Source organism: Alteromonas sp. 009811495 (assembly GCF_028865455.1).
Classification (GTDB): domain Bacteria; phylum Pseudomonadota; class Gammaproteobacteria; order Enterobacterales; family Alteromonadaceae; genus Alteromonas.
This window is the reverse complement of the sequence record NZ_CP113972.1, coordinates 2,020,932-2,035,471: the sequence shown is the minus strand read 5'-3', so window position 1 is coordinate 2,035,471 and position 14,540 is coordinate 2,020,932. Positions and strand designations below refer to the sequence as shown.

General features: G+C 44.4%; 14 protein-coding genes. 10 read left to right on the top strand and 4 right to left on the bottom strand.

Annotated elements, in window-relative coordinates:
• Positions 1 to 8 precede the first annotated feature (8 nt).
• Positions 9 to 533, bottom strand: coding sequence for a TlpA disulfide reductase family protein (locus tag OZ660_RS09330; RefSeq protein ID WP_274743318.1), 525 nt, complete (start codon positions 531 to 533; stop codon positions 9 to 11).
• A gap of 183 nt (positions 534 to 716) precedes the next feature.
• On the opposite strand from OZ660_RS09330, the gene arsC reads away from it, so the two are divergent.
• Genes arsC through OZ660_RS09310 form a run of 4 tightly spaced genes read left to right on the top strand, consistent with a single transcriptional unit; the run spans position 717 to position 4,047 of the window.
• Positions 717 to 1,070 carry an arsenate reductase (glutaredoxin) gene (arsC, locus tag OZ660_RS09325; RefSeq protein ID WP_159624731.1) on the top strand — a complete coding sequence of 118 codons (354 nt, stop codon included), beginning with the start codon at positions 717 to 719 and terminating at the stop codon, positions 1,068 to 1,070.
• The gene (gene wrbA / locus OZ660_RS09320) at positions 1,070 to 1,669 is read left to right on the top strand and encodes an NAD(P)H:quinone oxidoreductase (protein ID WP_274743317.1); all 600 of its coding nucleotides are present in this window, start codon (positions 1,070 to 1,072) and stop codon (positions 1,667 to 1,669) included. Before arsC ends, wrbA begins: the two co-directional genes overlap by 1 nt.
• 1 nt (position 1,670) lies before the next feature.
• Positions 1,671 to 2,090: a DUF2069 domain-containing protein gene (locus tag OZ660_RS09315; protein WP_274743316.1), complete on the top strand. Its 420-nt coding sequence runs from the start codon at positions 1,671 to 1,673 to the stop codon at positions 2,088 to 2,090.
• A gap of 10 nt (positions 2,091 to 2,100) precedes the next feature.
• A complete protein-coding gene (locus OZ660_RS09310) occupies positions 2,101 to 4,047 on the top strand; it encodes a hypothetical protein (RefSeq protein ID WP_274743315.1) in 1,947 nt (648 codons plus the stop codon).
• A gap of 17 nt (positions 4,048 to 4,064) precedes the next feature.
• Here the strand turns inward: OZ660_RS09310 and hda are convergent, their stop codons facing one another.
• Together hda and OZ660_RS09300 are read right to left on the bottom strand one after the other, a co-directional pair.
• Entirely contained in the window at positions 4,065 to 4,802 is a 738-nt protein-coding gene (gene hda, locus OZ660_RS09305; RefSeq protein ID WP_274743314.1) for a DnaA regulatory inactivator Hda, read from the bottom strand.
• A gap of 6 nt (positions 4,803 to 4,808) precedes the next feature.
• Entirely contained in the window at positions 4,809 to 6,209 is a 1,401-nt protein-coding gene (locus OZ660_RS09300) for a DUF2066 domain-containing protein (RefSeq protein WP_274743313.1), read from the bottom strand.
• Between the two features lie 334 nt (positions 6,210 to 6,543).
• Between OZ660_RS09300 and purM the strand changes: the two genes are divergently transcribed.
• The 4 genes from purM (at position 6,544) to fadE (ending at position 11,785) form a co-directional block, all read left to right on the top strand.
• Positions 6,544 to 7,584 carry a phosphoribosylformylglycinamidine cyclo-ligase gene (purM, locus tag OZ660_RS09295; protein ID WP_274743312.1) on the top strand — a complete coding sequence of 347 codons (1,041 nt, stop codon included), beginning with the start codon at positions 6,544 to 6,546 and terminating at the stop codon, positions 7,582 to 7,584.
• Positions 7,581 to 8,231, top strand: coding sequence for a phosphoribosylglycinamide formyltransferase (purN, locus tag OZ660_RS09290; protein ID WP_159624744.1), 651 nt, complete (start codon positions 7,581 to 7,583; stop codon positions 8,229 to 8,231). Before purM ends, purN begins: the two co-directional genes overlap by 4 nt.
• The gene (locus OZ660_RS09285) at positions 8,191 to 8,934 is read left to right on the top strand and encodes a DUF3108 domain-containing protein (protein ID WP_274743311.1); all 744 of its coding nucleotides are present in this window, start codon (positions 8,191 to 8,193) and stop codon (positions 8,932 to 8,934) included. The genes purN and OZ660_RS09285 overlap by 41 nt, the downstream gene beginning before the upstream one ends.
• A gap of 385 nt (positions 8,935 to 9,319) precedes the next feature.
• Positions 9,320 to 11,785, top strand: a complete 2,466-nt coding sequence (fadE, locus tag OZ660_RS09280; RefSeq protein WP_274743310.1) for an acyl-CoA dehydrogenase FadE — start codon at positions 9,320 to 9,322, stop codon at positions 11,783 to 11,785.
• A gap of 128 nt (positions 11,786 to 11,913) precedes the next feature.
• On the opposite strand, the gene OZ660_RS09275 is transcribed toward fadE, so the two are convergent.
• Complete coding sequence (locus tag OZ660_RS09275) at positions 11,914 to 12,549, bottom strand: response regulator (RefSeq protein WP_202265560.1); 636 nt, start codon at positions 12,547 to 12,549, stop codon at positions 11,914 to 11,916.
• 171 nt (positions 12,550 to 12,720) lie between these two features.
• Between OZ660_RS09275 and cmoA the strand changes: the two genes are divergently transcribed.
• On the top strand, positions 12,721 to 13,452 hold the full coding sequence (cmoA, locus tag OZ660_RS09270; RefSeq protein WP_274743309.1) for a carboxy-S-adenosyl-L-methionine synthase CmoA: 732 nt from the start codon (positions 12,721 to 12,723) through the stop codon (positions 13,450 to 13,452).
• 20 nt (positions 13,453 to 13,472) lie between these two features.
• Positions 13,473 to 14,471, top strand: coding sequence for a tRNA 5-methoxyuridine(34)/uridine 5-oxyacetic acid(34) synthase CmoB (gene cmoB / locus OZ660_RS09265; protein ID WP_274743308.1), 999 nt, complete (start codon positions 13,473 to 13,475; stop codon positions 14,469 to 14,471).
• The last annotated feature ends 69 nt before the right edge of the window (positions 14,472 to 14,540 follow it).

Sequence of the window (14,540 nt, the reverse complement as noted above, 5' to 3'; positions counted from 1 at the left end):
TATGCGCGTTACTTTCTTATGGTGACAACGCCGCTCTGCATTTCTGTAAGGCGGCGCTTTATTTCCTTGGATGTTACCTCTCCCATTATCGTGTCTGCTACTTTTCCATCAGGCCCAATAATAAATGTTGCTGGCAGGTAAGAAGGCTTTTGCATAGGTAAAACGGTACTATCCTCTGCAACGATAATGGGGATATGAATATTGAACTTCTCTGCCATCTCGCTAAGGTCGCTCTCACTCTTTCTATCGTAATTAATTGCGAACAAAAGCGTATTCTCTGGCAATTGTCTATTAAACGCGTTTAATTCCGGCATTTCTCGTAAACATGGTGCGCACCAAGGAGCAAAGTAATTAATAACGACCCAGTGTTCGGTTAAATCGCCCCATGTGTATTTTTGACCACTTAGAATACGAAAGTCATGCTGTATTTTATTTTGTTGCGGCGCGATTAAGAGCTGATAGCTCGCTACCCCAGCAACGCCAGCACAAAATAAAAGCGCCAACATACCGAGATTTCTAACCAATTTATTCACTCATACACCCTTGTATTCATTTCGTGATGACGACACATCGCTTCACTCATTTCATTCATATTGCCAGATGCATTTAGTCAAAAACAACTATTTAAATATAGGTATACTATGTGGCATCAAGGTTGACTAAATCAACAACTTAACAAATCAACGTGTTAAACAAGACTAACGATGAGAATAACCATGACAGATGTTTCTATTATTCATAACCCGCGATGCTCTAAAAGCAGACAAACCCTTGCGCTACTAGAAGAAAAAGGCGTCACGCCCGTTATCGTTGAGTACCTCAAAGCCCCCTTATCGGAGTCGGAAATTAAGGACATATTTAAAAAACTTAATCTTGAATCAGTTCGCCAGATGATGCGTACCAAAGAAGACGAGTACAAAGCGGCCAATTTAGGTGATAGTAACGTGACTGACCAGCAGCTGTTTGCGGCGATGGCGACAACACCAAAGCTCATTGAACGACCTATTGTAATTAATGGCGATGCCGCCAGAATCGGCCGCCCACCAGAATCAGTACTGGATATTTTATAATGTCACCTGTTCTCGTGCTTTACTACAGTCGAAATGGCAGTACAAAGCGCCTTGCCGACGCCATAGCACAAGGCGTGAGCGCGCTCGATGTGCCTGTTATAGTGCGTACTGTGCCAAGCTTAAACCCAAGCGAAGACGATGATCGCTCACCCGTTGCAACAGTGACATTACAGGAGCTGGAACAATGCAGCGCATTAGCATTGGGGAGTCCAACTCGGTTTGGTAATATGGCCGCACCAATGAAGCACTTTCTCGACTCAACAAGCAGTTTGTGGCTTAAAGGCGCACTTATTGATAAGCCAGCATGTGTATTTACGTCATCATCATCGATGCACGGTGGTCAAGAATCTACGCTGTTATCTATGATGCTACCGCTTATTCACCATGGCATGGTAGTGTGTGGTTTACCTTATAGTGAACCCGAACTACACAGTACAACGACAGGTGGCAGCCCTTACGGCGTTAGTCATGTGGCACACCATGATTTTGCCAACCCGCAACAATTGAGCGACGACGAAAAAGCGTTGTGTATGGCTCAAGGCAAACGGCTAGGGCGCTTTGCAAAAGTACTTAGCCAACAAGCACCCTCGGAGAAATAATATGGCACCCGATACGCGTTTCTTTCGCTATCTCGCATTAGTTAGTCACACATTACTTATCGTTTGGATAACATTGTGGCAATTTACCTTTACCAAGGAGCACACTTACTCACCTATTTTTATTGCTCTGTTTTACATCCTACCGCTACTGCTTCCATACTGGGGCGTGCTTAAAGGTAAGCCCTACACACACGCATGGGCAAACTTTGTCGTTTTGTTTTATCTTATTCACGGGTGCACTGTTGCCTACGCTGTTCCCGCCGAATTTTGGTATGCGACCATAGAGATTGTTTTGTGCACTGGTATGTTTGTGGGCTGTAGCGCTTTTGCACGTAAGCGCGGCAGAGAACTTGGTTTAGGACTCAAGAAACTCAAAGAAGAAATGAAAGAAGAGAAAGCCTACTTTGAGGGCCAACAATAGAGGTAGAGTTATGAAAAGCTGGCGTTTTTACCTTGCTGCGGGGTTTGGACTTGTTTTTATCGCCGCATGTGGTGGCTCGGGTTCAGATTCGCCAGCTTCTCCACCTGTAACAGACTCACCGACAGGCATTACTATAGATGGCCCAACTGATGCTCGCGTCGGTGATAGTGTCGATTTTGCTGTAGTAGCCCCATCAGGGCGACAGATTACTGCTATTGCCTGGCAAGTAACAAACCTAGATTCACCGCCGCTCGGTGCACATACACAAGCAGTGGGTTTTGACGCACAACGTGCAGGCGACTACGTAGTAAGTGTTGAATTAACCTTAGACGATGGACGCCGGTTAGATGATGTACTTACATTATCAGTAACCAATTCGAATGAACCAATGGCGGTGTTACGCCTAGGTCATGAAGCCACTGAAAGCGGCCGTGTTTCTTTATCAGTAAATACCCAAAAACTTAACGGTCTTACCGTTACCGCCATTGATTGGACACAAACCCGCGGACCACAAGTTAACGGGTTTTCATTCGATGACGGTGATATAAGCCATAACATTTATTTTCAAGCACCGCGTGTTAGTGCAGACAGTATTATTACCATAAACGCTACCCTAACATTATCAAACGGGACGCAACTCAGTGATAGTGCCTCTGTGGTAGTCAAAAACGTTGATGTTGACCTTGACGGTTTCTTTGTCGATAGCGACACAAATGAAACGGTAAGCAGCCATATGCAACCGTACAGGCCTGATAGCCCTTATGCATCAGCACTTAGCCAATGCGTTTACAATAACCAAGTAAAAAGTAGCTGTCGTTTCTCAACTCTCCCGCTTATTGGTCAAGAAACAGAGTCTCCTTCTATTGATGATATCTTAGATAGAACTTATGTGTCGCATCCTTGGATGGGTGATGCGTTTAAACGTTTTTTAGAAACATCGCAAAGCAAGGACGACATGCTTAAACTGCTTAGAGCAACAACGGCAGTAGTTATATCTTACGATATTAGACCTTCTTACTATTGGGTTGCTACTGGGGCAATTTATTTAGACGCAAACAACTTTTGGCGCACACCGCAAGAGCGCGACACCATCAACACACGCCCAGATTATCGCAGCGGATTTGGTAGCGACTTAGATTTTACGAGTAGTTGGCGTTATATAAAAGAGGGAGAGTATTACTTTCCCATTCTAACAAGCTTTAACGCTGCTGATAGACTCTCACGAAGTAATAGTGAAGTTGAAGCTGCACTGACATGGCTGTTATATCACGAACTTGGACACGCCAATGACTTCTTTGATTACACAGAATGGGACAACCTTGCCCCTAGCGAGAGCCCACTTTCCGCTTACAATGATGCCGCACCGATTTCTACATCGCTATCTAATGCGTTGCCACTCACCTCATCGCAACTGCATGCTGTTGCCCAAGTTCGCTATGGAGGCCAAACAGCAACAGCAGCGCAGCGTAATTACACCGCATTACAGATAGCTAATTGGTTCGAAACTGACGGCGCAGTATCGTTTTATTCTTACTATACTGAGCGCGAAGACATCGCCACCCTCTTTGAGCGGTTCATGATGTTGTATCGGTTGGGTGTCAGCGCCGACCTTGGATTATTTGCTCAAGAGCGTATTGATGATGGTAGCTTTACCATTACATGGGGGCAGCGTAACCGGGTAAGTGACGATAACGTAAAACCAAGAGTAGACTACGCAGTGAGCCGCATACTGCCCAATCTCAATGTACCTGACATTCAAGCGAGCCTACCCTCACCCATTATGCTTCCAACTGATAGATCATGGCGTGAGACCGTGTCGTTTGGTGTGTCATCAAATAACAAGACTGATGTTGTTGAAAGTAACGCATCTCACAATCAACAAGACGGATCGAACTCACTTACGGTAAGTGATGAATTAGAAATGATAAAACGCATTGATAACGGCAAATATCAGTAAGCAATTGTAATAAAGGGTTAAATAAGGCCTAGTTCACGTTTAACCATTGCCACTGACAAACGTTTTTGTTCCTGCAACGAGCGCGTATCTAGTCTTGCCAATAAGGCCATTAGGCTCTTTAAGTCACGCTCACTGTGATTCAGCAAAAATTGTAGCGCTTGATTTGACAGTTTAAGCCCTCTTTCGGCCGCTCTTAGTCGCACGGCTTCTTCACGCCCTGCATCATCAAGGTGATTAACGTGGTAAATAACACCCCACGCCAGCCTAGAACGCAGATCTGGCAGTGTAAATGCAGGGTTTGATGGTCCTAAATGACTGGTACATATTACCAGCGTATGCTGTGTTTCACTCACGCGATTTAGCAGGTCAAAGAGTGCTTCTTCCCATCTTTCATCACCCGCAATGGCATGGATATTATCAAGGGCAAGTACTGATAAATTCTCGAGCCCTTCGAAAATATCGTAAGACCAAGCCTGAAAATCATTCATATTAAGATACAAGTGATTAACTGATTTTTCAGCGAGTTGATGGCACATAGCAAACAACAAATGACTTTTACCGATAGCCGACGCACCAAGCAAAGTAACGAGGGGGAGTTTGAGCGTAGACAAATGCCCTAGCCCTTGTGCATGACGCCAGTCAGGGAGCGCTATAACGATGTTCTCAAGTAGCGCCACCACTTCTTCATTGCCTACATTGACGAAACTATCAAAGTTTTCGTCGATGGGCAGTGTCACTGGCAAAGGTAATTGCATGCTTTTCTAATTACTCCAGTAAAAGCTGTGCCCTTCCACTGATTCGCCATGTGCATCAGTGACTGGCCGCAATTTCGTCTCAAGTCGAACACTATTTAATAAGTCGTCAACCGTACCTACTAATGTGAGCGCAAAAGTCGCTACCGTGCCTGATTGCTCAATTAATGTCGCGCTTTCGATAACACTCAAACTGTTTAGATAGGCTTTAACACTCGCATAGCTGCCAATGGTTCCTACATTTGCGATAGACACGGTTAGCACTTCGCGCTCCGAGGCATCTATACCCACAACAGCATACAAAGAGGATAGATAATTTGAATACGCATCGACAAGTTCACTGGCAAGTAATTCAGGTGTGTCGCCATAGATACTGCCATAACTCACTTTGCCACCACCTATAAACACCCAATCCAATGCAAAATCACCCTCGTCTGCACGTTTCGCATAGTGAGTAAATTCGTCCATCGTAAACGGGGCCAGCGGTTGCGCTTGTGTATTAGCATTCGTTTCAGCCATACCCAAAGCTGAATTGTCGCCTATTTCAGTTTCCTTCGTGACGTCGCTGTCGGCACTGATATCGCTATTGCTGTTGGTAATACCCTCTGGCGTATCACGTTCAATGTTTTGATCAGACATACGCGCAGGTTCACTGTCGAGCACGTCCTCTAACGAGTCTACCGTGCCAGAAGCAACAACAGTTTCTGGTAACTCGGGTATTACGGTAGGATCGTTCTTATACACCCGTGCACCGATGATGTTATCAATGCCATAGCGCACTGAGGCCGTTTGCAAAGGTTCAACAAATCGTCCCCACACGTCATATGTAGTGATATTCACATTGTCGGTGAGATCCATTAACGGCAAGCTAAGTGGAATGCCGCGTTCTTTAGCTGTCTGCTTCAACGTGAGAGTAAGTTCTGATTGTGAAGATTCTTCAAGAATAACGCGTTTATCTTCATCAGATACATCCTGCGCTATCCAGACAATAGTTTCTGGGCGACGGTCTCCCCACAGCGGTAACATTTCACGCTGAAGCAGCTCTGTTAGCTTAGTGTTATCAAATTCGGCAACGTAATATGTGCGATTGCCGTCAAAGTCGAAACGATAAGAACGTAACATCGCTTGGGGTGTACGCAGTGCCGCTTTTACGCCTGCATTGTCGAGAACCGCTGTGCTTCCAGACATTTTTACGAACACCTGTTTAAGCGCTTCCTTTAATGCGGCTTGTTGTGTGCGTTGGCTTTGATCGCTTACTTCAATGTGCGCTTCATTGACAATGACACGTTGTGCAGCGAAAACACTGGGCACAGCGTTTAACGTCAACAATGCACACACACCTGCGATCCTTGCGCCCTTAAATACGCGACTAACATAATGACTAGCGTTGCGCTTAACCATTGTTAACATCCAATCTCCATTCGTTTTTAAAACCAAACCGTTACCTTTAACACCTTATGAATTTAACTTCATCATTACGTTACACAAGGCTAATACGCTTCAAATTTCTATTCTCTTTTATATTGGGGCTAATTTCATCCTTAAAATGAAAAAGATTGTGACACATTGTTTTTCGATACCAGCAATTTAGCACTAACCTTTTGGTCAACATCTGTTTTAAATAGGCAAAACCTAGAAAAACTTCTGCAAAAAAAAGACCATAAAAACCCTGTGACAAATTGGACTTGTGTCTACTTACTGGTAGAATCCGCGTTTTTCTACCTCTTAGTTCCAGGGCCCAAACGTGAGCGAAAATAAAACCTCTTTAAGTTACAAAGATGCAGGCGTAGATATCGACGCAGGAAATCAACTTGTTGAACGTATTAAATCTGTTACCAAAAAAACACACCGCCCCGAGGTGAAAGGTAATTTAGGAGGCTTTGGTGCGTTATGCGAGCTCCCTACTAAATATAAAAAGCCGCTTCTTGTATCTGGCACCGATGGTGTTGGTACAAAACTAAGAGTTGCAATGGACGCCAACCGTCATGATGGTGTGGGAATCGACCTTGTTGCAATGTGCGTAAACGACCTGATTGTTCAAGGCGCCGAACCTTTGTTCTTCCTTGATTATTACGCCACGGGCAAGCTTGACGTTGATGTTGCAGCATCAGTGGTAACTGGTATTGGCGCAGGTTGTGAACAAGCAGGCTGTGCCTTGATTGGTGGTGAAACAGCTGAAATGCCTGGAATGTACCATGACGGCGACTATGACATAGCCGGCTTCTGTGTGGGTGTTGTTGAAGCTGACAAGGTTATCGATGGCACAAACGTTAAACCTGGCCAAAAGCTCATCGCATTAGGTTCATCTGGTCCGCATTCAAATGGTTATTCATTGGTTCGTAAAATCATTGAGGTAAGCGGTGCTAACGTTAATGAGAACCTTAACGACAAGCCAATTATTGACCAGTTGCTTGAACCAACGCGTATTTACGTCAAGTCGGTGTTAGCCCTATTAGAAGAAGTAGAAGTTAGCGCAATCTCTCACATCACTGGCGGTGGCTTCTGGGAAAATATCCCTCGCGTACTACCTGAAGATGCCAAAGTCGTTATTGACGAATCTACATGGGAATGGCCTGCCATTTTCTCTTGGTTGCAAGAGAACGGTAACGTGACGCGCCACGAAATGTACCGTACTTTTAACTGCGGTGTTGGCCTTGTTATTGTTATTGACGAAGCAGATGTAGACAACGCGTTGTCTATCCTTAAACAGCACGGCGAAAACGCGTGGGTAATTGGTGACATTGAAACCAAAGACGGCGAAGAGCAAGTAGAGATTAACGCGTGAGTGAAGCTGTGACTAAGTTATGTGTATTAATTTCGGGTAATGGTAGTAATTTACAAGCTATTATTGATGAAATAAAAGCACACCGTTTGAATGCACAAATTAGTGGTGTGATCAGTAATCGTCCAAATGCCTACGGTTTAGAGCGTGCAAAAGAAGCGGGCATTGAAGCAGTATGTATTGATCATACGCAATATGAAGACCGCATCGATTACGATAACGCCTTGAAAGCACAAATCGACGCATTTGGTGCCGATTGTGTTGTGCTTGCAGGCTTCATGCGTATTCTAACACCTGAGTTTGTAAACTATTTTTCTGGAAAATTAGTGAACATTCATCCATCTTTGTTGCCAAAGTACAAAGGGTTGAATACGCATCAGCGCGCTATTGATAACTCAGACACTGAACACGGTGTTAGCGTTCATTTTGTAACACCCGAGTTAGATGGTGGTCCTGTCATTATTCAAAGCCGAGTACCGGTGTTTGAAGATGATACAGCAAGCGATTTAGCCGAGCGTGTTCAAGAGCAGGAGCGCCGCATTTATCCACTTGTGCTATCTTGGTACAGCGCGGGTCGACTTAAGATGCGAAACAATAAGGCTGTTTTAGATGATCAAGAACTTCCAGAATCTGGTTATGCGAGCGAGTAAAGGGCTTGTAAGTTGCACATTGCTGACACTGTCTATGTCAGCAATGGCACAAGACTCCCAGAGCGACGCACTGTCGCTTACGCCTTACAAGGCAACGTATACCGCGTATAAATGGGACGATGATGTTGGCGAAGCCAGCATAGAGTTATCTAAATTAGGTAACAATCAGTATTCGCTGCTATATACGTCAAAGGTATCTAAGTTTTTCCTGTCTGATAAGCGCAGTGAACACTCGATTTTTACTGTAAGTGATAACACTCTTGTGCCATCACAGTACTTTTATGACCGTTCTGGTACTGGGCCAGATAAAGCATTAAAAGTCACGTTTAGTCATCAAGGTAACGGTAAAATTAATGTCGAAAATGGCGATACTTTTGATTGGAACGGTGAGTTTGATAATCAAATATACCGTCTAGACCTTGCTAAGCAGCTGGCAGAAGGAAAAACTTCACTCTCTTATGACTTCGTAAACTACCGTGGAGAGTTGCGTCATTACGGCGTTGAAGTTGTAGATAATGAAACTCTGTCCCTGCCCTATGGCAAGATTGAGGCAGTGAAGGTGAAGCTTATTCGAGACTCAAAAAAACGTGAGACGTTTGCATGGTTTGCTCCTTCTTTAAACTATGCACTTGTGCGTTTACAACAGTTTAAAGAAGGCGATGAACAAGGTGACATAAAGCTTAAGTCATTCACTGAGCTGTAGTCGATTTTGGTATCGTCTTTTGTCATCGTATTAATCTGCCGAGTTTAACATCTTGTTAAACTCGGCAGTTTGTTTTTAGCATGACAATAGTGCGTTTATGTTGTGCATTAATGTTGCCATCCACAAATATTAAATTCCTGTCAAATACCGCTAGTTATCTGCATGTTGAATAGCGATCTATAAGCAACAGCTATACTAATAGGTGCACCCTATTATTTATGCAGTTATTAATACAATATTCATGTAAAAATCTTGATCTTTGCCCTATTAAATAATAGGTTTACAGCATGCTGGTCTGACCTCAATTTGCACTGGTGCATTGTGAAGTGCTCACCCCAATTGAGCAGCGACCTGTATAATGTTCAACGCCTTTCAGGAGTGAAGTATGGCAGATTTTATATGGTTTTTACTGGTGGTTTTGACACTAGCTGTTGCTAGCTATAAACGCACCAGCTTGGTAACGGCAGTTGCCATGGGCGCAGGTGTCATGATTTTAGGCACCCTCTTTGGCGATATCGGCCTTTTAGGCTGGGTGGTATACCTGGCATTAACACTTCCTTTCACGCTATCGAACATCAGACAGCAATACATTTCAACTAAACTACTTGCGTTCTATCGCAAAGTTATGCCTGAAATGTCGAGCACAGAACAAGAAGCTATTGATGCTGGTACTGTATGGTGGGACGGTGATATTTTCAGCGGTAAGCCAGACTGGGATAAGTTACACCGCATCCCTAAAGGGCGTTTGACTGCTGAAGAGCAAGCGTTTCTAGACGGTCCGTGTGACACGGTATGCTCTATGGTAGACGAGTGGCAAATCAATCACAAAGATGCCGATCTACCTCCTGAGATTTGGCAGTATCTAAAAGATCATAAGTTCTTCGCTATGATCATTAAGAAGCAATACGGTGGTTTAGAGTTTTCTGCCTATGCGCAATCTCGTGTACTACAAAAGTTGGCCGGTGTCAGCGCTGTATTATCGAGCACTGTTGGGGTTCCTAACTCATTAGGCCCAGGTGAACTACTTCAGCACTACGGTACCAAAGAGCAACAAGACCACTATCTACCGCGTCTTGCAGCTGGTGAAGAAATTCCTTGTTTCGCGCTTACCGGCCCTGAAGCAGGTTCAGATGCAGGTGCGATCCCTGACGTGGGTGTGGTTTGCAAAGGCGAATTCAACGGTGAAGAAGTATTGGGTATGCGCCTTACCTTCAACAAACGCTACATCACGCTTGCGCCGGTTGCGACGGTTATAGGACTCGCATTTAAACTTCAAGATCCAGATGGCCTTCTTAGCGACAATAAAGAGCCAGGCATCACGTGTGCCCTCATTCCTCGCGACACCAAAGGCCTTGAAATCGGTCGTCGTCACTTCCCGCTTAATACGCCATTCCAAAATGGTCCAATTAAGGGTGAAGATATCTTTGTGCCTATCGACTATATCATCGGTGGCCCGAAAATGGCAGGTCGCGGCTGGCGTATGCTTGTAGAGTGTTTGTCAGTGGGTCGTTGTATTACCCTTCCTTCATCAGCAGCAGGTGGCGCTAAGTCGGTATCACTGGCAACTGGTGCGTATGCACGCATTCGTCGTCAATTCCGTATGCCTGTAGGTCATATGGAAGGGGTTGAAGAGATGCTGGCTCGCATCGGCGGTAACGCTTACTTGATGGATGGTGTGACGCGCTTCTCAACCGTTGGTGTTGACCTTGGCGAAAAACCTTCGGTAATTTCGGCAATCTGTAAATACCACCTGACTGAAAAAATGCGTCAAGTTATCAACGATGCAATGGATGTTCACGGTGGTAAGGGCGTAATGCTTGGGCCAAATAACTACCTTGGTCGTGGTTATCAAGGTGTGCCTGTTTCTATTACCGTTGAAGGTGCAAATATCCTTACGCGAAACATGATGATTTTTGGTCAAGGTGCAATGCGCTGCCACCCGTTTGTTCTTAAGGAAATTGAAGCAGCTTCAATTGAAGACAGAAAAGAAGCGCTAAAAGCATTTGATAAAGCGGTATTTGGTCATATTGGTTTTGCCGTAGCGAACACTGTACGCAGCATCTGGTTCTCGTTAACTAACGGCGCGTTTAGCAGTGCACCATTTACTGATGAAACAGCTCGCTACTACAAGCTTCTACAGGGTTATAGTGCAAACTTAGCATTGCTTACTGACGTATCAATGGGTGTACTTGGCGGTGATTTAAAACGTCGTGAACGCTTATCTGCGCGTTTAGGCGATATTCTAAGTGGCCTTTACTTAGGCAGTACAACACTTAAGCGTTTTGACGAAGAAGGTCGCCTTAAAGAAGACTTACCGCTTCTTCATTGGGCAATGCAAACTATCTTACACGACATTGAAACCGCTATTGATGACTTCTTGGCGAACTTCCCGAATAAAGCCATTGCAGTCGTTATGCGCGCTATGGTTATTCCATTTGGCCGTCGTGTTGGCAAGCCATCTGATAAAACAGAGCATGCCATTGCGCAAATGCTACAAACGCCTTGCTCTGCACGTAGCCGTTTAGGCTATGGCCAGTACTTAACTCGCGAAGAAGGCAGCTTAATGGGTGACCTAGAGCAGACGCTTGATGACGTTTTGGCAAGCGAGCCCATTTTCGAGCGTATTTGTAAGCATAAGAAAGCTAAGTTGCCATTTACGCAACTTGAGAAGCTTGCTGATGAAGCGCTTGCAGAAGGCGTTATCAACGAAGACGAAGCGAATCTGCTGCGTAAAACTGAAGCGGGTCGTTTGCGTACCATCAACGTTGACGATTTCGACCACGAAGAATTGGTAGCAAAGATAAACTCGTCTAGTGCATCGACTAAAAAGCGTGGTGGCAAGGCAGCGTAAGCGCGTTGACCATTACACGTTCCTAACTATAAGGCCGCTTAATAGCGGCCTTTCTTATTTGGTTAGTCTGTTAATCTGACATAAAAAAACCGGAATAAACTCCGGTTTTTTTAATCAATTTACAAATACTAGCTAAGCTGAAGTTTGTCCATTAATAGAACTGCCTGAGTTCGGGTATTAATTTCTAGTTTACGCAGTATGGCGCTGATATGTGCCTTAATGGTTGCTTCGGTAACATTCATCTCATGTGCAATTTGTTTATTCATCAGACCTGCACGTAAATACGACAATACTTGAATTTGCTTAGGGGTTAACTCGCGGAATCGCTGAAGTAGAACCTTCAGTTCGTCATCAACTTTATCGAGTTCTTCTTCCATTCCCTCTGGTAGCCATTTTTTACCTGCTATTATATCTACAATCGCTTGCGCTATTTCGCGCGTTGCAGATACTTTAGGTATGAAACCCTGTGCGCCAAGACTCATAACCTGAGCAACAACTTCAACGCTATCACTACCTGAAATTACGCCAACGGGAATATCAGGGTATTGCTCACGAAGTGTAATTAGGCCGTTGAAGTACTCTCCACCAGGCATATTTAAATCAAGAAGAACCAGTTCGACGCCATCGAATTCATTTAATTTTTCAAGTGCTGATTCAAGACTTCCTGCCTCGATGATTTGCGAATTTTCAAAGTAGGGTTCTAACGCGCCGCTTAAAGCTTCGCGAAACAATGGGTGATCGTCTGCTACTAGAATTCTCGTCATTAGCGTTACTGCTTCCTTATTGTATTTGTTGATAGATTAATACTTTCGTTTAGTAACGAAAAGCCCTAAACCTTAAAAATAGACTAAATTTCAAGAAAATTGGTGTTTTAGATTGGCATTTTCAATTCAAACGTTAAAATTGCGGCCCAAATCACGAAATGAAGGCCTATTGTGAAGAAACACGACAACATTTATGCAAACCCGCTCAGTAAAGTAGCCGACTTTAAATTTGACGAGTCTGTGGTAGATGTGTTTCCCGATATGATCCAACGTTCCGTACCGGGATACGAAACGATTATTCACACTATCGGTGAACTGGCCAAAAGCGCGGTAAGCGATAATTCTAATGTATACGACTTAGGGTGCTCTTTAGGGGCTGCAAGTTTGTCTATAGCGAGAGCAACTCAAGACAAAACGTTTAACATCATAGGCGTCGATAGTAGTGAGGCAATGGTTGAGCGTTGTAAACGTGTTGTGCAAGCATTTACACTGAAAAACCCTATCACCATTGAGCAAGCCTATGCTCAAGAGGTCGAGATTACAAATGCATCAATGGTAGTGATGAATTTCACTCTACAGTTTATACCTCCAGCCGATCGCGCTGCGCTATTATCTAAGATATACGAAGGGTTGAACCCTGGTGGCATTTTAGTGCTGTCAGAGAAAATTCGACACCCTACCCTAAGAGGAAACGAACTGCTTATCGACTTACATCACCAGTTCAAACGCGACAACGGTTATAGCGAGTTAGAAGTGAGTCAAAAACGCGCAGCGTTGGAAAAAGTGATGCTAACCGACACATTCGAAGAACATGAAACTCGCTTAAAAAATGCAGGCTTCAGCGATGTAGTAATGTGGTACAAATGCTACAACTTCACGTCTTTGATTGCGGTTAAAGCTTAAGCCGACATACTAGGAACAACATGAGTAAACTAGAAAACATTTGGTTTAACGACTGCTATAAATCGTTATTAGACAGCCCACTTGCCCACTGGCTACAAACACTTCCTGCATTAATGGACGTATGGCAGCGCAACGGAAAACACGGTGAATTTGATAAGTGGTGTAGGTTACTCAATAAATTGCCCAAACCCGCCTGCAGCACCATCGATTTGAAAAATACTGTGACTATAGGAAGTGAAAAAGACGTTGATACCTATACGCAAAAACAAATTGAAGGCTTATTAAAACAATTTATGCCGTGGAGAAAAGGTCCATATCATGTCCACGGCATTCACATAGACACGGAATGGCGCTCGGACTGGAAGTGGGACCGTGTTGTACCTCACATAGCGTCACTAGAAAACCGGCACGTATTAGACGTGGGCTGCGGAAGTGGATATCACATGTGGCGCATGCTCGGCGAAGGTGCCTCTCGCGTTATTGGCGTCGACCCAACGCAGCTATTCTTCATTCAGTTTCACGCCATAAAGCACTTCATGCAAAACGAAAATGTTGCCACAAACAATATCCATTTTCTTCCTATGGGCATTGAAGACATGCAACCGCTGAAGGCTTTCGATACCGTATTCTCCATGGGCGTGCTGTATCACAGAAAAGACCCTATGGCGTTTTTAACACAGCTTAAAGACCAACTTCGCAAAGGCGGCGAGTTGGTGCTTGAAACGCTAGTGGTGGACGGCGATGAAAATACCGTACTAATGGCGGGCGAGCGTTACGCTCAAATGCGTAATGTCTGGTTTTTACCTAGCACTGCGGCACTTACCGTTTGGCTATCACGCCTAGGCTTTGAAAATATTCGCGTGGTGGATGTGAATCACACGACATTAGACGAGCAACGCTCAACGCCTTGGATGGACACGCAATCTTTGAAAGATTTTCTCGATCCAGAAGATATTACCCGCACCATTGAAGGCTACCCTGCACCACAACGAGCCGTTATTGTAGCCAACAAGAAGTAATTACCTTTCCTAAACCAACGACTCTGTGTTGGCATAAATGTTGTAACCCTAATCTGCTAAAGTGTAAGT